This window comes from Mesorhizobium sp. M7A.F.Ca.US.010.02.1.1 (genome assembly GCF_004023085.1).
In the GTDB taxonomy this organism is placed as follows: Bacteria; Pseudomonadota; Alphaproteobacteria; order Rhizobiales; family Rhizobiaceae; genus Mesorhizobium.
Map to the genome: position 1 here is coordinate 120,020 of NZ_RZRV01000005.1, position 17,581 is coordinate 137,600.

General features: G+C 64.3%; 19 protein-coding genes. 5 read left to right on the top strand and 14 right to left on the bottom strand.

Going from position 1 to position 17,581, the window contains the following annotated elements; genetic code table 11:
* Positions 1-32: 32 nt before the first annotated feature.
* From EOA19_RS07170 to EOA19_RS07195, 6 genes are all read right to left on the bottom strand, one after another.
* Positions 33-443 (bottom strand): GtrA family protein, encoded by a 411-nt coding sequence (locus tag EOA19_RS07170; protein ID WP_128303152.1) that lies wholly within the window; start codon positions 441-443, stop codon positions 33-35.
* Positions 440-1,249 carry a ChbG/HpnK family deacetylase gene (locus EOA19_RS07175; protein ID WP_128303153.1) on the bottom strand — a complete coding sequence of 270 codons (810 nt, stop codon included), beginning with the start codon at positions 1,247-1,249 and terminating at the stop codon, positions 440-442. Before EOA19_RS07175 ends, EOA19_RS07170 begins: the two co-directional genes overlap by 4 nt.
* Positions 1,246-2,235 carry a glycosyltransferase gene (locus EOA19_RS07180; protein ID WP_128303154.1) on the bottom strand — a complete coding sequence of 330 codons (990 nt, stop codon included), beginning with the start codon at positions 2,233-2,235 and terminating at the stop codon, positions 1,246-1,248. The genes EOA19_RS07175 and EOA19_RS07180 overlap by 4 nt, the downstream gene beginning before the upstream one ends.
* On the bottom strand, positions 2,228-3,391 hold the full coding sequence (locus EOA19_RS07185) for a glycosyltransferase 87 family protein (protein WP_128303155.1): 1,164 nt from the start codon (positions 3,389-3,391) through the stop codon (positions 2,228-2,230). The genes EOA19_RS07180 and EOA19_RS07185 overlap by 8 nt, the downstream gene beginning before the upstream one ends.
* Before the next feature lie 216 nt (positions 3,392-3,607).
* Positions 3,608-4,645 carry a zinc-binding dehydrogenase gene (locus EOA19_RS07190; RefSeq protein ID WP_128303156.1) on the bottom strand — a complete coding sequence of 346 codons (1,038 nt, stop codon included), beginning with the start codon at positions 4,643-4,645 and terminating at the stop codon, positions 3,608-3,610.
* A gap of 52 nt (positions 4,646-4,697) precedes the next feature.
* Positions 4,698-5,939: an acyl-CoA dehydrogenase family protein gene (locus tag EOA19_RS07195; RefSeq protein ID WP_128303157.1), complete on the bottom strand. Its 1,242-nt coding sequence runs from the start codon at positions 5,937-5,939 to the stop codon at positions 4,698-4,700.
* Between the two features lie 115 nt (positions 5,940-6,054).
* On the opposite strand from EOA19_RS07195, the gene EOA19_RS07200 reads away from it, so the two are divergent.
* The 5 genes from EOA19_RS07200 (at position 6,055) to EOA19_RS07220 (ending at position 9,648) form a co-directional block, all read left to right on the top strand.
* Positions 6,055-6,870 carry an SDR family oxidoreductase gene (locus EOA19_RS07200; protein WP_128303158.1) on the top strand — a complete coding sequence of 272 codons (816 nt, stop codon included), beginning with the start codon at positions 6,055-6,057 and terminating at the stop codon, positions 6,868-6,870.
* A gap of 39 nt (positions 6,871-6,909) precedes the next feature.
* Positions 6,910-7,395 carry a MaoC family dehydratase gene (locus EOA19_RS07205; RefSeq protein WP_281040474.1) on the top strand — a complete coding sequence of 162 codons (486 nt, stop codon included), beginning with the start codon at positions 6,910-6,912 and terminating at the stop codon, positions 7,393-7,395.
* Positions 7,392-8,423: a phosphotransferase family protein gene (locus tag EOA19_RS07210; protein WP_128303160.1), complete on the top strand. Its 1,032-nt coding sequence runs from the start codon at positions 7,392-7,394 to the stop codon at positions 8,421-8,423. The genes EOA19_RS07205 and EOA19_RS07210 overlap by 4 nt, the downstream gene beginning before the upstream one ends.
* A gap of 164 nt (positions 8,424-8,587) precedes the next feature.
* Positions 8,588-9,226, top strand: coding sequence for a TetR/AcrR family transcriptional regulator (locus tag EOA19_RS07215; protein WP_023810117.1), 639 nt, complete (start codon positions 8,588-8,590; stop codon positions 9,224-9,226).
* A gap of 173 nt (positions 9,227-9,399) precedes the next feature.
* On the top strand, positions 9,400-9,648 hold the full coding sequence (locus EOA19_RS07220; protein ID WP_128303161.1) for a DUF680 domain-containing protein: 249 nt from the start codon (positions 9,400-9,402) through the stop codon (positions 9,646-9,648).
* Between the two features lie 30 nt (positions 9,649-9,678).
* Here EOA19_RS07220 and EOA19_RS07225 read toward each other — a convergent pair whose 3' ends face one another.
* The 8 genes from EOA19_RS07225 to EOA19_RS07260 all read right to left on the bottom strand — a co-directional run bounded on the left by EOA19_RS07225 (position 9,679) and on the right by EOA19_RS07260 (position 17,528).
* Positions 9,679-10,728 carry a Gfo/Idh/MocA family oxidoreductase gene (locus tag EOA19_RS07225; protein ID WP_128303162.1) on the bottom strand — a complete coding sequence of 350 codons (1,050 nt, stop codon included), beginning with the start codon at positions 10,726-10,728 and terminating at the stop codon, positions 9,679-9,681.
* 64 nt (positions 10,729-10,792) lie between these two features.
* Complete coding sequence (locus EOA19_RS07230; RefSeq protein WP_128303163.1) at positions 10,793-11,578, bottom strand: ThuA domain-containing protein; 786 nt, start codon at positions 11,576-11,578, stop codon at positions 10,793-10,795.
* Positions 11,579-11,654: 76 nt separating this feature from the next.
* Positions 11,655-11,885 carry a hypothetical protein gene (locus EOA19_RS07235; protein WP_023810121.1) on the bottom strand — a complete coding sequence of 77 codons (231 nt, stop codon included), beginning with the start codon at positions 11,883-11,885 and terminating at the stop codon, positions 11,655-11,657.
* 59 nt (positions 11,886-11,944) lie between these two features.
* The gene (locus EOA19_RS07240; protein ID WP_023810122.1) at positions 11,945-12,529 is read right to left on the bottom strand and encodes a sarcosine oxidase subunit gamma; all 585 of its coding nucleotides are present in this window, start codon (positions 12,527-12,529) and stop codon (positions 11,945-11,947) included.
* The gene (locus tag EOA19_RS07245) at positions 12,522-15,515 is read right to left on the bottom strand and encodes a sarcosine oxidase subunit alpha (RefSeq protein ID WP_128303164.1); all 2,994 of its coding nucleotides are present in this window, start codon (positions 15,513-15,515) and stop codon (positions 12,522-12,524) included. Before EOA19_RS07245 ends, EOA19_RS07240 begins: the two co-directional genes overlap by 8 nt.
* On the bottom strand, positions 15,512-15,823 hold the full coding sequence (locus EOA19_RS07250) for a sarcosine oxidase subunit delta (RefSeq protein WP_023810124.1): 312 nt from the start codon (positions 15,821-15,823) through the stop codon (positions 15,512-15,514). The genes EOA19_RS07245 and EOA19_RS07250 overlap by 4 nt, the downstream gene beginning before the upstream one ends.
* A gap of 11 nt (positions 15,824-15,834) precedes the next feature.
* On the bottom strand, positions 15,835-16,275 hold the full coding sequence (locus EOA19_RS07255) for a hypothetical protein (RefSeq protein WP_023810125.1): 441 nt from the start codon (positions 16,273-16,275) through the stop codon (positions 15,835-15,837).
* The gene (locus EOA19_RS07260; protein ID WP_023810126.1) at positions 16,275-17,528 is read right to left on the bottom strand and encodes a sarcosine oxidase subunit beta; all 1,254 of its coding nucleotides are present in this window, start codon (positions 17,526-17,528) and stop codon (positions 16,275-16,277) included. Before EOA19_RS07260 ends, EOA19_RS07255 begins: the two co-directional genes overlap by 1 nt.
* Between the last annotated feature and the right edge of the window lie 53 nt (positions 17,529-17,581).

Consider the following 17,581-nt stretch of genomic DNA (forward strand, 5'->3'; position numbering starts at 1 on the left):
ATTCCAGGAAAGTGTGTGGCGGTTTTTCGCCGCTACTTCAGCAATCGGCCTTCGATCGACCAGCGCGCGGCGAGGAAATTCAGCACCGCCGCCACCACGACACCGCCGATCTTGGCCGCCCACACCCCGACGATGCCGGCGAACAGTGCGATCGAAAGGCTGGAGACGCCGAGCGAAATCAGTCCCCCAAGCGAGGCAAAGCGAAGGAACGCGTCATGCAGCCGGATGGCTCGATTGCGCTCGAACGACCAGAAGCCATTCGCCACGAACGAGAAGGTGACGGCGATGAACCAGGCAGCGATGTTGGCGGGCAGCGGCGAAACCCCGAGCTTGAGCAGCAGGAAGAAGCTGGCAAGGTCGATGGCTGTATTGGCAAGCCCGACAATGGCAAAGCGGACGATCTTGTTGCCGGTCGAACGCGGGGGCCGCTCGGCGTCGCTCATCTCTTGCCGTCCAAGATCTCGACGCCGGCGCGGGCCAGACCAGCGCCGAATTCGTCCGATGCGAGGGCCGCGAATTCCACCTCGCGCACATCTTGCATGGTGTCGCGCGCGCGCAGCGTCTCGTCGACATGGCCGGGATGGCACATGAACAGCCCTCGCTCCGGCAACCCTTCGACGGCCGCCTGCAGAACCGCAGCGAACTTTTCGGGCTGTCGCCAGTCATAGATGCCGGCGAGCGGCTGGAAAACGATGAAGCCCGCGCGCTGCATCGAGCGGTTGAACCCGGCAGCCAGCGCGGCAATCGCGGCGACTTTCGCTCCTGCGGCCAGCGCCGGGGCGCCGCGCAGGGCCGGCCTGTCGGCGCCTTCTGGAAAACGCGTGCGCAGCCATGTGCGCACGACGGGAAGGAAATGCACATGCTGGTGCCCATCGACGAAATCGGGGCGGCGGCCAAGCGCCTCGACGAAGCGGCTGTACTGGGCGTCAAGCTCGGCATGGACATGGCGATCGCCGATGCGGCCGCGCAGAACAGGTAAGGCCAGTGCGCGGAGCGGTGGCAGCCGGCCTTCCGGCGCCAGGGCCGACCGGCCGGTGACGGCCAACTGGTCGGTCAAGGTGAGGTGCAGCCCGACAGCGGCCCGGCCGCACAGCGGTTTTATGCGCTCTGCCTGCTTTGCCCACTCGGGAAAGCCGGTCATGCAGCTGGTGCCGGTCAGGCGCCCCCGATCGAGAAGATCGAGAATCCCGGCGGAAACGCCAGGCGCCAGGCCGTAATCGTCAGCGATCAGGCGAATGCGCCGCGTCATCTGTTCGAAGTGCCCGACTCCGGCCGGTCGGCGGGGGCCTCGCTGCGCACGACATCGCGCACGAGATAGACCGGCCGATCCTTGCTCTCGCTGAGCGTCACCCAGACATATTCGCCGATCAGGCCAAGCAGGGTCAGGTTGAGGCCGCCGAGCAGAACGACGGCAACCAGCAGGCTGGGGTAGCCCGGAACGGCAATGCCGTAGAAGATCACCTCGAAGAACACCTTGGCGCCATAGAGCGCGCCGGCCACCGCCGCGAGCAGCCCGCTAAGACTGATCAGGCGTAGCGGAATGACGGAGAACGAGGTGAACCCCTCCAGCGAGAAGGCGATGAGGTTGAGCCGGCTCCATTTCGATGTGCCGCTGGCGCGGCCTTCCGGCGAATAGGGCAAAGCTTTCTGACGAAAGCCCGCCCAGGCAAACAGGCCCTTGTTGAAGCGACGCTTGTCACGCAGGCTGGTCAGTGCGCGCGCCACGGCGCCGCGCATGACGCGAAAGTCGCCGGCATTTTCGGGAATGTCGAAACGCTGGCTGCTGTTGATCAGGCTGTAGAAAAGCCGTGCAAGCTGGCTGCGCCGCCAACTCGCCTCGCGGCGGTCGTTCTGGGCATAGACGACGTCGATGTCGGGATGGTCCACCAGCTCGGCGATCAGCTTCAGGCTGATGTCCAGGGAATGCTGGAGGTCGGCGTCCATGATCAGCACCATGTCGCCGCGCGACTGGTCGAGGCCGGCGAGTACAGCGACTTCCTTGCCGAAATTGCGGCTGAGGCGCACGATCTCCCACGATCCCGTCAGCGCTTGCGAAAATCGTCCAGCGCCATCGTCACCGCTGCCGTCATCGACCAGGATCTTGTGCACGGTCATGCCGAAGCGCTGTGCCACGGCCGCTTCGAGCTCGCCTAGCAGGCGCGCGAAGGCCGATGCCGATGCCGCCTCGTTGAAGAATGGCGCAACGATATCGAGGCTCTGTCGCAACTCAGCCATTCGCGACTCCCGCATTCACCACCTTTTCCCGTGCCTTGGCCCAGAACCACCAGATCAGCGAACCGGCGATGAAAGTGACGGCGACCGGCCGGAACCAGGGGAAGAGGAAATCGTGCACATGGCGCTCGACGCCGCTCAGCCCGGTCACGAACAGCGTCATCGACAGCACCGAGGCGAGGACGCCGCCCCGTTCTTCGCGCCACAACAGGGCGATGGCAAGACCGGCTGGTACCGCGATCATGGCAAAGGTGTTAGGTTCGACGCGCGGGTTGAAGACGCACATGTAGAAGGTGGCCGTCAGGAAGATCGCCAGCGCCGCCTTTCCCTGTTCGAACCTGCGGTCGAACCAGATGACGGCTGAAAGCGTAAGCAGGGCCATGACCATGCGCACGATCGTTGCGCCGAATTCCGGTATCGGCAGCCCTATCGTGGTGAACGGTGCCGTGAAATCGGTGGACACGAAATGGCTGGTGTTCTCGACGGCCATGGAGGTCAACATCTGGGCGAAGACACGATACTGATCGTTGAGATAGCCGGCGGGAGCAAAAGCGTAAGGCAGTGCGAGCACGAACAGCACCGCCAGCACCAGCACCGGTATCAACCGGAGCCGAAGGGCTCCTACCAACAACAGCATTATGATCGCGGTCGGCTTGGCGATGATGGCGAGCGAAGCCCAGAAGAACGTCTCCGCCCGTCGTCCTTCCAGCGCCGACAATGTGAGAAGCCAGCAAGCGCCGGTCAAAAGGATCGTCGCCTGGCCGTTGCGGATCGCGCCGAGCGCCATCGGCACAGCGAGGAAGAGGCCGAAAGAAAGCAGCCACATCAACTCGTCACCACCGAGCTTGCGCACCTGCCGCATCGCGGCATAGGTCAGCACCGCAAACCCGAGGGAGTGCCACATCACGCCGCCCAGATGCGGACCGAGCTTGACTATTGGAGTGTAGAGCGCGGCGAAGGCCGGCGCGTAGAGATACCCCATCTCGGATTGGGTATCGTAGAGTGGCAGACCGGCCAGAAGCGCCTCGCTGCCATCTATATAGGCCTTCCATACCGTCCGCGTGTACGGCGACCACAGGACCATGGCAAGAACGACCAGGAACGCTCCGATCCACAGGCCAAACCCTAAACGGTCGAAAACCGGCTTGGAAATCGTCATCAAGGCACCCCACACAATCCCGGAACAGGCTCAGTCCAGCCTGTCCCGGCATTCGATGGCGGCGGCATATCACGGACGCAGCGGCGTGGCATAGGGGGCTTGATGGACGCGCATATCGGCCTGACGGTCCCGCGTCGGCGGATAGCCGGCAATCTCTGCCCGCAAAGCCCTCCAAGGGCGCCTCGCGTCCAAGCTTCTCGAATCTTTCGAATTGGCCTAAGACCGGATGAACACCTTGCCGTTCGGCTTGGCCAGTTCCGCTGGCACCCGCGCCATCGCCTCGGCAAGCGGCACCACCGCCGTCACGTCGGTCGACCAGCGCCCATCGGAAAAACGCTTCTGCGCTTCCAGGATCGCCGGGCCGCGGCGATCGCGGAACTGGCGCATCCACTCGCTCAGCCAAAAACCTTCGATATGCTTGTGCTGGAAGATCAGTTGGCCGGGCTCGCGGATAACAGTGTGTTCGGGATCGAGCTTCCCATAGATGATCCAGCGCGACCGCTTCGGCATGATGTCGAAGATGGCGGAAGCCAGCGGCCCGGTCACCGCGTCGAGAAAGATGCGCGGCTGCTCGGCCTTCATCACCTCGCGTAGCGCCGCCTTGAAATCCGGCGCCTTTTCGTTGAGGACGTGCGCCGCGCCGAGCGCTTTCAGCGCCGCGATCTGGTCGTCGCGGCGCACGGTGACGATCGGCCGGAAGCCCTCTCCGCTGGCCAGGCCAATGATCAGCTTGCAGAGCTGGCTGGCGCCGGCGGTCATGACGAAGGCCTTCTCGCCTTCCTGTTTGACGATGTCGAACATGGCGAGCGCGGTGAGCGGGTTGACGATCATCGCCGCCCCATCCTCGTCGCGGACCGTGTCGAGCAGCGGAATGCATGCAGCAGCTTCAGCGACGGCATAGTCGGCCCACGAGCCCCAGTTGGTGGCGCCGGTGGCAAAGGCGACGCGCTTGCCGATCAGGCTTTGGGGATAGGTCTCGTCGCCGCTGGCGACGACGATGCCGACGCCCTCGAAGCCGGCCGGCTGTCCCTTGGCGCGCGGCTGGCCGTACTGGCCCTTGACGAAGGCGATGTCGGAGGGGTTGATCGAGGCGAGGCTGACCTTGATCAGCACCTGCGTCGGTCCGGGTGTCGGCACCGCGATGTTGCCCAGCTCGACATACGGCTCCATCGCCTCCAGCACACTGCCGCTCGGCGTCCTGGTGTAGCCGTCGCCGACCAGCAGCAGCGCCTTCATTTCGGAGGAGACGGCCATTGGAACACTCCGTGCTTGGACTGTCGGCATCGCCGGATGACGATGCCGACGCTCAGACCTTTTCCTGCGTGTATTTCTTCAGCTCGGTGCGCGCCACCTGCCGGCGATGCACGGCGTCCGGCCCGTCGGCAAGGCGCAAGGTCCGCAGATGCGTCCACGACCGCGCCAGCGGCGTGTCCTGGCTGATGCCTTGCGCGCCGAACATCTGCACCGCCTCGTCGGTGACCTTGAGCGCGACGCGGGGTGCCACCACCTTGATCTGGCTGATCCAGGGGGCTGCGGCGCGGGCGTCGCCCTGGTCGATCATCCACGCCGCCTTGAGGCAGAGCAGCCGGGCCATCTCGATCTCCATGCGGCATTCGGCGATGATGTCGAAATTGGCGCCGAGCTTTGCCAGCTTCTGGCCGAAGGCCTCGCGGCGCAAGGAACGCTGGCACAGCATCTCGAGCGCCATCTCGGCCTGGCCGATGGCGCGCATGCAATGGTGGATGCGGCCGGGACCGAGCCGCCCTTGCGCGATCTCGAACCCCCTGCCCTCGCCGAGGATCAGGTTCGATGTCGGTACCCGCACATTGTCGAAGCGAAGGTGCATGTGGCCGTGCGGCGCGTCGTCATCGCCATAAACCTGCATGGCCCGGACCTTGGTCACACCCCTTGTGCCTGATGGCACCAGGATCATCGAATGACGGCGGTGCTGCGGCTCGTCATCGCCGCCGGTCCTGACCATGACGATGTAGATGGCGCAGCGCGGATCGCCGGCGCCCGAAGCCCACCATTTCTCGCCGTTGAGCACGTAGTCGTCGCCCTGGCGTTCGCAGCGCATGGCAATGTTGGTGGCATCGGACGACGCGACATCCGGCTCGGTCATCAGATAGGCCGAGCGGATCTTGCCCTCGATCAGCGGTTCCAGCCATTCTTTCTTGTGGTCGGCCGAGCCGTACCGTTCCAGCACCTCCATATTGCCGGTGTCGGGCGCCGAACAGTTGAAGGTCTCGGCGCCGAGATGCGCCTTGCCCATCTCCTCGGCCAGATAGGCATATTCGACGGTGGAAAGGCCGTAGCCGAGTTCCGAGCCGGTCAGCCAGAAATTCCACAGGCCGCGCTCCCTTGCGGTTTTCTTCAGCCCTTCGAGGATCTCGCTCTGGCGCGCACTGTAGACCCAGCGGTTGCCTGCCTTGCCCACCTCGCTCAGAAATTCCCTGTCGAGCGGCATGATCTCGTCGCGCACCATGGCCGCGACGCGCGTGTGGATCGGCTTCAGCCGCTCGGTCATGCCGAGATTCATCTCCGTCATCGGTCGCTAACCCTTCATGCATGCCAGGCATTTTGTCAGTGGCAAGGATGACCGTACTTCGGATAGCCTTGTCAACGCGAACTGTTTGCCCGCATGCCGAGCGCGGAGGATTGTGATGAGCTATCTGGACGAGCTGTTTTCGGTGGCCGGCAAGACCGCGCTGGTGACGGGTGCCGCGACCGGCATAGGCCGCATGGCGGCGACCGCGCTGGTCAGGGCCGGCGCCAGCGTGATGATCGCGTCGCGCAAGAGCGAGGATTGCATCCAGGTCGCCGAAGAGTTGAACGAGCTTGGCGCATCCGGCCGGGCCGAAGGCTTCGCCGGGGACGTTTCCAGCGAAACCGGCATTGCCGCACTCGTTACCGAGGTCAAAGCGCGGACCGGGAAACTGCATATTCTGGTCAACAACGCCGGCGTCTCCTGGGGCGCGCCGCTGGAAAGCTTCCCCTATTCGGCTTGGGCCAAGGTGTTTGGCGTCAATGTCACCGCAGTCTTCCATCTGACCCGCGAATTGCTGCCACTGCTCGACGCTGCCGCCAGCGACGCCGATCCGGCTAGGGTGATCAATCTCGGTTCGGTGATGGGCACGCAGCCGCTGGCCGACGACGCCTATTCCTACACGGCGTCCAAGGCAGCCGTGCATCATCTGACCCGCACCCTTGCGCTCGAGTTCGCCGGCCGCCGCATCACCGTCAATGCCTTCGCTCCCGGCCCCTTCCAGAGCCGGATGACGGCATTCGCCACCAGTACGGATGAGCAGGCCAGGCATGTCGGCAGCCATGTTCCGATCGGCCGTATCGGCGCACCGGATGACATTGCCGGCGCAACGCTCTATTTGTGCAGCCGTGCAGGCAGCTACATCACCGGCGCCATCCTGCCGATCGACGGCGGACAGTCGGTGCAGCACGGGCTGACCTTGTTCAAGGAATGACATTTTCCGGCCACAGAAGCCGGGGGTGAACTGGAGGACATGAGCGTGGAACCGATCAGTCTCGATGTGCTTGTGGCCAGTGTCGGCAAGGAGGTTGGCGTGTCGCCGTGGCGGGTGGTCACGCAACGCATGATCGATCAGTTCGCCGACGCCACCGACGACCACCAGTTCATCCACTGCGATCCGGAGCGGGCCATGCGCGAAACGCCGTTCGGCGGCACCATCGCGCACGGCTTCCTGTCGCTGTCGCTGTTGTCGGCGATGACTTTCGAGACCATGCCGCCGCTGGAAAACGGCAAGATGGGCGTCAACCACGGCTTCGATTCGCTGCGCTTCCTGGCGCCGGTGAAGACCGGCGCGCGCATCCGCACGCGTTTCGTGCTGGCCGACGTCAAGGTCAGGCCGTCGGGCTGGGTGCAGACCGCGCATGACGTGACGATCGAGATCGAGGGTTCGAAGAAGCCGGCGCTGACCGCGCGCTGGCTGACGCTGACCTTGATAGAACGCCAGCCCGAGACGGCATGAGTGATCCCGTTCTCGACCAGGCAGCGCTTGCGCCTTACCTCAAGGCGAACATACCTGGCTTTTCCGACCTTGAGGCAGTTGAGAAGTTCAAATCCGGCCAATCGAACCCGACCTACCTTTTGACGGCGGCAAGCGGCCGTTACGTGCTGCGCGCCAAGCCGCCGGGGCAATTGCTGAAATCGGCGCATCAGGTCGACCGCGAATTCAGGGTGATGAGCGCGCTTGCCGGCACCGCCGTGCCTGTTCCTGACATGCTGCATCTGTCGGCGGAAGACTCGCCCATCGGCCGCATGTTCTACGTGATGGATTTCCTGGACGGCCGCATTTTCTGGGATCCGGCCCTGCCGGAGGCTCGCGACAACGAAGAACGCGCCGCCATATACGATGCCATGAACGCCACTCTTGCCGCGCTGCACGAGGTCGATGTCGAAACAGTGGGACTCGGCGATTTCGGCCGGCCGGGCAGTTATTTCGAGCGCCAGCTGGCGCGCTGGACGAGCCAGTACCGCGCTTCGGAAACCGGCACCGTCGCCGATATGGATCGGCTGATTGCCTGGTTGGAGACGCATATGCCCGCCGATGACGGCCGCGTCTCGCTGGTGCATGGCGATTACCGGTTGGACAATCTGATCTTCGCGCCGGACCGGCCAAAGGTTCTGGCGGTGCTCGACTGGGAACTGTCGACATCGGGCCACCCCTTCGCCGATATCGCCTATCAGTGCATGCAATGGCGGCTGCCGCACGCGTCGGGTTTTCGCGGCCTGGGCGGCATCAACCGCGCGGCGCTCGGGCTGCCCTCCGAAACGGACTACGTCGCCGCCTACTGCCGGCGGCGCGGGCTCACCGGTATCGGCAACTGGACGTTCTTCCTGGCCTTTTCCTTCTTCCGGCTGGCCGCGATCTGCCAAGGCGTCTACAAGCGGGCGCTGGACGGCAACGCCTCCAATCCGGAAAAAGCCCGGACCTATGGCGAGGCGGTGAAGCTGCTTTCGCGTCTTGCCGCGAAGCTGATCGACAAGGAGGCGTGATGGGCCGCTTTGACGGAGCAAAGGTGCTGATCACGGGTGCCGCCAACTTCGACAAGCGTCGGCACGATCCGAAGCATACCGCTTGGGAACCTCCCGCGCTCTTGTCCGTTTCCGTACAGCGTATATAATTTAGCCAGACACCAACCAACCAAAGGCACCAGATCTTGCCGCCGAGCGTCCCGACACGCCGCGAGAAACAAAAGGCCGAACTGCGCTCCGAACTGGTCGAGGCCGCGCACAAGCTCGTCCAGGAGGAAGGCTATGAAGGCCTGACCATCCGCAAGCTGGCCAAGCGGGTCGGCTACGCCCCGATGTCGGTCTATTCCTACTTCGCCGACAAGCAGGACATCCTGTTCGCTCTGGCCGAGGATGCATTCGAGACGCTTGCCCGCCGCATCGAGGAGCATCCGTCCGACGATCCGATCGAGGCCTTGCAGGCGGTGATGACCGAATATGCCGCTTTCGGACTCGGCAATCCCAACGAATACCGCACCGTGTTCATGACCGAAAAGACCAAGCTGCCAGAAGGCTACAACGAAATGGAAGAGAGCAACCCCGCTATGAAGGTGCTGATCAGCAGGGTCGAGGCCTGCGTCGCCGCCGGCAAATTGCAGGGCGATCCGCGCGCCATCGCCACCATGCTGTGGGCGGTCGGCCACGGCACGATCTCGCTGCTCATCACCTTTCCGTTCTACCCCTTCGGCGACCCGCAGGCCTTCGTGAAGCGGATGTGCGATTTCACGCTTGCCACGCTCAGCACGCAAAACGTGCCGCCACTGACCGAGACACCGGTCAACTGCTGAACCCCGTTTCCTTTGGTTTGTGTATTCCCCTCCAGACCTGGGGGGTTTCTTGGTTAACAAAAAATTTATCGTACGCGTACGGTTTTCCTTGAACTTCGCGATCGACGGGCGTATATGTACAGTGTATCGTACATGTACGAGAGAAATTTACCCGTCGAAAACGGAGACTGACAATGAAAAAGACACTCCTCACCCTCGCCGCCGTGCTGGCACTTTCGGGCTCGGCCTTCGCCGCCAACACCACCCACCCCGTCAAGCATGCGCCGGTGGCGGCCTGCGTTGACACCAAGACCAACGTGAAGCTCGATTGCGCTTCGACCGGTTCGGTCGAGAAGAAGGGTGCCACGCAAAACACCGCTGAAGGCAAGGGCCCGCGCCTCGGCATCAGCATCAATCCGTGGATTGTGCCGAGCGCATTCTGATATCTGCGGGCCGGCACAAGCCGGCCAGTTTCAGCCGACCGAAATCGGCAGCTTCGCCGCTGAACTCTCAAAGGCTGCGTCGATCAGCTTCTGCATGTCGGCGGCGCGCCGGAACGACGGATCGCCATTCCGGCCTGTATCCAGCGCATCGGCAAAGCGTCGCGCATTGCGCTTGACACTGGGCAGCGCCAGCGTTCGCCATTGCTGAAGATCGACATCGCCGCCGAGACAGGCCGACAGGTTAGATGCCTTGCCGTCGGTCTCGACCCTGATGGCGCCCTTGGTGCCGTGCAGGGCCAGCGACAAATCGTTGGCGTGGCCGGTCATGTAGCGGCTCGCCGCGATCGTGGCGAGCGCGCCGGAACTGAGCCGGGCCGTCATCGCCACGCTGTCATTGGCATCCAGCAGATAGTCGCCGATGCGCTCGCCCTCGGCCTTCGGAAACGTCACCAGATCGGCGTGGAGGCTGACGATGTCCTGATCGGCGCCATAGGTGGCGAAGTCCAGGATGTGGATGCCGACGTCGCCCAGCACGCCGGTTGAACCGTGCCGGCTGGACAAGCGCCACAGCCATTTGTCCTCGACCCGCCAGTCGCCCCATGACTGGCTGACCAGCCAGCTTTGCCGGTAGCTCGCCTCGACATGGCGCAGCTCGCCGATCTCGCCGGCCAGCACCATGCGCCGCGCTTCATGAATCGCCGGTGAGTTGCGATAGGTCAGGTTGACCATGTTGACCACCCCTGCAGCCTCGGCCGCTTCGGTTATATCAAGCGCGTCGGCGTGGTTCGGCGCCAGCGGCTTTTCGCAAAACACATGCTTTCCCTGGGCAAGCAGCGCCAGCGTCGTCGCCATATGCGCACCATCCGGCGTCGCGTTGATGGCGGCATCGAACTGACCCCAGGCGATCGCCGCCTCCAGGCTCTCGAAAGATTCGCCGATCTTGCTGACGGCGGCAAACGCTGCGGCGCGGCCGGGCACCTGGTCGACACAGGCGACGATGCTGCAGCCCGGGATCTCGGCAAACTCCTCGACATGATGCCCGGCGATACCGCCGGTGCCGAGCAGAAGAATTCGGTGCATTAGCCCCAAGCCCCAATCAACTCACGCCTTAAGCAATTCAGGCCCCGATCAGCTCAGGCCCGAATCAACTCAGGCCCTTGTCGCCGTCGGCATGCAGGCGCAGCCCCTTCTGCACGATCTTCTCCTTGGCCGCATCCGTCGGCACGTTCGGCGCGTTGGTGATGCCGGACCAGGCCGGCGCCGGGTTGTGCGCCCAATGGACGGCGTTGCGCAGCACCTGCTGCACGCCCTCATTGTGATAGATCGGATAGGTCTCGTGGCCGGGCGAGAAGTAGAAGATCCGTCCTGCACCGCGCTGGTAGGTCAGCCCGGATCGGAACACCTCACCACCCTCGTACCAGGAGACGAACACCGTCTCGAGCGGCTCCGGCACGGCGAACGGCTCGCCATACATTTCCGTCTCGCCGATCTCCAGGCACTCGCCGATGCCTTGCGCGATCGGGTGGCCGCGGTTGATCGCCCAGACGCGCTCGCGCTCGCCCGCCTCGCGCCATTTCAGCGAACAGGGCGTGCCCATCAGCCGCTTGAATATCTTCGAGTAGTGGCCGGAATGGAGCACGATCAGGCCCATCCCTTCCCAGACCCGCTTCTGCACCCGCTCGACGATATCGTCCTTGACCTCGCCATGCGCCGCGTGGCCCCACCACAAAAGCACGTCGGTGGCCACCAGGCGCTTCTCGCTCAGGCCATGTTCGGGTTCCTGCAAGGTGGCGGTGGTCGCCTCGATGCCCTTGTCCTGGTTGAGGGCGGCGGCAATGGTGCCGTGCATCCCCAAGGGATAGAGGTCGCGCACGGCTTCATTGGTCTGCTCGTGGACGTTCTCGCCCCATACGATCGCTTTTGTCGGCATTTTCATCTCCCAAAGCGCTTTAAATAGCATGTCCAAGGGGATTGAGAAGGCCCGATGAGATCTTGCCCGATGGAAACTACGGCTTGCGCCTCTTGCGCCCGGGCACGGTCTTGGCCTTGCCTGGTTTTGCCGGAGCTCCAGGAATGGCCGTTCCAGTGATGGATATCGGATCGCTGGCCGGGAACGTGTCTTCGAGGCCTTCCTCGAGTTCGTCTTCGGCGCTCGGCGCTTCGTGCCGCTCGTGTTCGAGCGAGCGGACAGCCGATGTCTTTATGACCGGCGACTTCGGCGCGGAATTCGACGGCATCGGCATTCTCCCTCGGCGTGCGGATGCAGAACGAGCGTGCCCTGCAAAACGTTCCGAGTTCAGACCGCCGCGTCGCGCGATCCCTCGGACAGCAAAGTAAAGACATAGTCCGAGAAGGAACGCCAGCATTCGACCCGGAAGGCGTCGTTACCCGTGCGCAGCAGCACGATCTCGGTCTTGCCCAGGATGGTGCGCGACGCTGCTCCCACCGGGAAGGCGTCGAGCGACAGGTCCTGCGGGCAGCCCGCATTGATCGCCGCCGCCGCTCCGGCACCCGTCACTGATATCGCGATGTTGCGATGCGAGACGCCGACCGCCGAATGCAGCGCGGATACTTTGGCGCAATCGGCGAGCGGATCGTTGTCGGCCTCATCGATGACCAGCCATTCGTCGGGGCCGAGCCACAGAGCGGTGCGCCCGCCGTTCGCGGCAGCGGTTTTCGGCTTGTTCGGCAAGGTCACGCCGAGCGCCTTTGAAAGCGCTGCGACCGAAGCCTCCGGCGCCCGTAATGAAACGCGCTCGGCCGGCGGCAGCACCTCGACCTTGACGCTGGCGGCAGTGGTGCTGCGCCCAGCCAGCGCCGGACGGCGTTCGACCGAAGGCGATGCAGCCGGAGCCGTCTTTCTTGCAGCGGCCTTAGCCATTGAGGCGCCCTCCCGTCTCGTCGAAGAACACCATGCCGGTAACCTCCACTTCGATCACCCCGTTCGGCATCGGCACATAGAGGGTCTCGCCCATCCGGTCGCGGCCGCCGGCGACCAGCGCCAGAGCGATCGAGCGGCCGCAATTTTCCGACCAGTAGCTCGAGGTGACATGGCCGATCATCTTCATCGGGATCGCCTGCTTCGGGTCCTCGACGATCTGCGCGCCCTCTTCCAGCACCACCTTGGGATCCCTGGTCTTCAGGCCGACCAATTGCTTGCGGCCCTTGGCAACGAGATCCGGCCGCGTCAAACCCCTGATACCGACGAAATCGGTTTTCTTCTTGCCGACCGCCCAATCGAGGCCGGCGTCGTTCGGCGTTACCGTGCCGTCGGTGTCCTGGCCGACGATGATGTAGCCCTTTTCGGCGCGCAGCACGTGCATCGCCTCGGTGCCATAAGCAGCCGCACCATGCTTCTGGCCTTCGGCCCACAGAGCTTCCCAGACCGCCTGGCCATAGTCGGCCGGCACGTTCACCTCGAAGCCGCGCTCGCCGGTGAACGACATGCGGAACAGCCGCGTCGGCACGCCGCAGATCTTGCCTTCGCGCACCGACATGTGCGGCAGCGCCTCGTCCGACATGTCGATGCCTTCGAGCAGCGGCGCGATGATGTCGCGCGACTTGGGTCCCTGCACCGCGATAACAGCCCATTGCTCGGTGATCGAGGTCAGCCAGACATTGAGATGCGGGAACTCGGTCTGGAGATAGTCCTCCATATGGTTCATGACGCGCGGCGCGCCGCCGGTCGTCGTCGTCACGTGGAAACGGTCGGGGGCCAGCCTGCCGACGACGCCGTCATCATAGATGAACCCGTCCTCGCGCAGCATGATGCCGTAGCGGCAGCGGCCGGGCTCCAGCTTCTCCCATGGGTTGGTGTAGAGCAGCTCCATGAATTTGGCCGCGTCCGGCCCGACCACTTCGATCTTGCCCAGCGTCGAGGCATCGAACAGGCCAGCCGTCTTGCGCACGGCGACGCATTCGCGGTCGACCGCCGCGTGCATGTCCTCGCCCGCCTTGGGGAAATACCAGGCGCGCTTCCACTGGCCGACATCCTCGAACACGGCACCTTGCGCCTCGGCCCAGGGATGGATCGCGGTTCTGCGTGTCGGGTCGAACAGCGGACCTCGCGCATGGCTGACGATCGCGCCGAAGGTGACCGGCGTATAGGGCGCGCGGAACGTGGTCAGGCCGACCTCCGGGATCGGCTTTCCCAGCACCTCGGCGGCAATCGCCAGGCCGTGCATGTTGGAGGTCTTGCCCTGGTCGGTCGCCATGCCGTTGGTGGTGAAGCGCTTGACGTGCTCGATCGATCGCATGCCTTCGTGCACCGCCTGGCGGATATCCTTGGCGGTGACGTCGTTCTGGAAATCGACAAACGCCTTCACCGTCGTGTCCGGCCCGGCGCCGGGCGCCGCGCCCAACATACCGCGCGACCAGCTCTCCGACGCATCGACCTTCGGCTTGCTGCTCTTGGCGGCCTTGGCGCCGGCATCTTTCGCCGCCCTGACGCCCGCCGCATAGGCCTCGTCCACCGTGGCCGACAGCCCATCGGTGCCGTTGCAGGCGCCGACCGAGACGCAGTCCTGCGCATAGATGCCCGGCACGAAGCGCTTGGTCTCGTCGTTGAAGGCGACCTTTCCGCGCGACTGCGAGAACAGATGCACCGACGGCGTCCAGCCGGCCGACATCAGTATCGCATCGACCGCGATGGTGCGTTCGCCGCCGCCATTCTTCGGCTGCACGGTCATCGACGAGACCCTGAGCTTGCCGCCGGCGCGGATCACCGCGCGGCCGAAATTGACCTCGATGCCGAGCGCCCTCGCCTCATCGATCACCGGTCCGGTCGGATTGTCGCGCAGATCGACGATCGCCGCCACGTTGACGCCGGCTTTCTTCAGGTCGATCGCCGCTGCATAGGCGGAATCATTGGCGGTGTAGACGCCGACATTCCTGCCGACGGCGACGCCATAGTGGTTGAGATAGGTACGCGCGGCACCCGCCAGCATGATGCCGGGCCGGTCATTGTCGGCAAACACCATGTGGCGCTCGATCGCACCGGAGGCCAGCACCACGCGCTTGGCCCGGACCTGCCAAAGCCGCTCGCGCGCCAGATCGTGGCCGGGGGTCCTCAGATGTTCGCTGACACGCTCGACCAGCCCGATAAAATTCTGCGCATAGTAGCCGAACGCCGTCGTGCGCGACAGCACGCGGACATTGTCCATCGCGGCGAGCTTCGCCACGGCAGCTTGCGCCCAGGCAAAACCGTCCTGGCCGTCGATCTTCGCGCCGCTCTCGAAACGCAGGCTGCCGCCGAACTCGGCCTGCTCGTCGGCGAGGATGACGCGCACGCCGGTCTCGGCCGCCGCAAGCGCTGCCGCGATGCCTGCCGCACCGCCGCCCAGCACCAGCACGTCGCAATGCGCATAGCGCGATGAATAATGGTCGGGATCCGGCTGGTCCGGGGAAACGCCAAGACCGGCCGCGGCGCGGATCTTTGGCTCATAGAGCGTCTTCCACGCCGCTTTCGGCCACATGAAGGTCTTGTAGTAGAAGCCGGCCGAAAGCAGCGGCGAGGCGATATCGCTGACCGCACCGAGGTCGAAGGACAGTGACGGCCAGCGGTTCTGCGACTGCGCATCAAGCCCATCATAGAGCTCCTGCACGGTCGCCCGCACGTTCGGCGTCTTGCGTGCCGCGTCGCGCCTGATTTCGACCAGGGCGTTCGGCTCCTCGGCGCCCGCCGACAGGATGCCGCGCGGACGGTGGTACTTGAACGAACGGCCGACGAGATGGACGCCATTGGCGAGCAGCGCCGAGGCCAGCGTGTCGCCCTCGATGCCGGCATAGGACTGGCCATCGAAGCTGAACCGCGCGGTCTTGGCTTGGCTGAAGCGGCCAGCGCCGGGAATGCGGAACGCGCCGCTCATTTGGCAACCACTTCGTTGGAGTTTTTCGGCAGCTTGGTGGGTTTGGGCTCGCCGGCCTTGTAGGTCATGACGAATTTGTCGGTGACGGTGTCGCGTACGGCATTGAAGAAGCGCGCACAGCCATGCATGTGCCGCCAGCGCTCATAAATGATGCCCTTGGGGTTGGAGCGGATGAAGAAGAACTTTTCAAAATCGTCGTCGCTCTCGCCGGCCATATTGGCCGAGCGCGCGATGTGCGCCTCGCCAGCGTTGCGGAACTCGAGTTCCGGACGCTCTTCCTCGCAATAGGGGCAGCGGATGAGAAGCATTGTCCTGGTTCCTACAATTCGCCGTGGCCGACGTGGGCGCCCGCCGGTTGATCGCAAAGCTTCTGTCCCAAGGTCGCGAACGGTGCGACGAGCCGGATGCGCTCTTCCACGCTTGCAGCGGGACGAAACAGATCGCGGGACGCCATGTTGCCGAGGGTGAGCTGCATCGGATCGGTGGTGACGATGACTTGACGCGGCTGGAATGTCTCGGCCTCGTCGAGTCCTTCGGGTCGTCCCTCGAAGAACATCACCACTCTCTGGCCGCCACTCCAGACGCAGGCCAGCGTGCCGTCATCGACCGAAAACGGCCAGACGGTTTCGTTGCCGGTGCGGCTGATCGGCTGCGTGCGCACTTCGTCCGGCGAGGGAAAATGGAACATGCCCCGTTCCCCCGCCAGCACTTGTTCCCCCGCCAGCATCAGCGGCATCGCGACAGCCATCTGCGCCATCATCAGTGCGCCACCGCCGCCGCCGCCGCCTCGTCGATGAGCCGTCCGGTGCGGAAGCGCTCGATGGTGAAGGGCGCGTTGATCGGATGCGGATCGTCCCTGGCGATCGTATGGGCAAAGACATGGCCCGATCCCGGCGTCGCCTTGAAGCCGCCCGTGCCCCAGCCGCAATTGACATAGAGGCCGGGCACCGGCGTCTTGGCCAGGATCGGCGAGCGGTCGGGCGTGACGTCGACGATGCCGCCCCACGAGCGCAGCATCTTCATGCGCGTGAAGATCGGGAACATCTCGCAGATGGCGTCGAGCGTATGCTGCAATATGTGCAAGCCGCCGGTCTGCGAGTAGGAGACATACTGGTCGGTGCCGGCGCCGATCACCAGCTCGCCCTTGTCGGACTGAGAGATATAGGCGTGCACCGTGTTCGACATCACCACGCAGGGAACCACCGGCTTGACCGGTTCCGACACCAGCGCTTGCAGCGGATAGCTTTCCAGCGGCATGCGCACGCCGGCCATGTTCATGATGACGGAGGAATGGCCGGCGGCAACGACGCCCACCTTCTTGGCGCCGATGAAGCCGCGCGTCGTGTCGACGCCCATCACCGCGCCATTGGCCGCCCGCTTGACCCCGGTAACCTCGCAATTCTGGATAATGTGGACGCCGCGCGCCGAGGCGCCGCGCGCATAGCCCCAGGCAACGGCGTCATGACGGGCCGTGCCGCCGCGCCGCTGCAGCGACGCACCGACCACCGGATAGCGCGCCTCCTTGGAGGTGTTGAGCGGTGGGCAGAATTCCTTCGCCTGCTCCGGCGTCAGCCACTCATTGTCGATGCCGTTCAGCCGGTTGGCGTGAACGTGACGCTTCAGCACCTGCACGTCGTGCACATTGTGCGCGAGCATCATGACGCCCCGCGCCGAATACATGACGTTGTAATTGAGCTCCTGGCTGAGCCCGTCCCACAGCTTCAGCGCGTGGTCGTAGATGCCGGCGCTCTCGTCATAGAGATAGTTGGAGCGGATGATGGTGGTGTTGCGGCCGGTGTTGCCGCCGCCGAGCCAGCCCTTTTCCAGCACCGCGACATTGGTGATGCCATGCACCGTGGCGAGGTAATAGGCGGTGGCCAGGCCATGGCCGCCGGCGCCGACGATGATGACGTCGTATTCTTTCCTGGGCTCAGGCGAGGACCACTGTTCCTCCCAGCCCTTGTGGCCGCGCATGGCTTCCCGGGCGATGGCGAATACCGAATATTTCTTCAACGTCCCAACCTCGCCCCAAAAAGGCTTCGCGAATGGCGGCCGGCGTTCGTTCG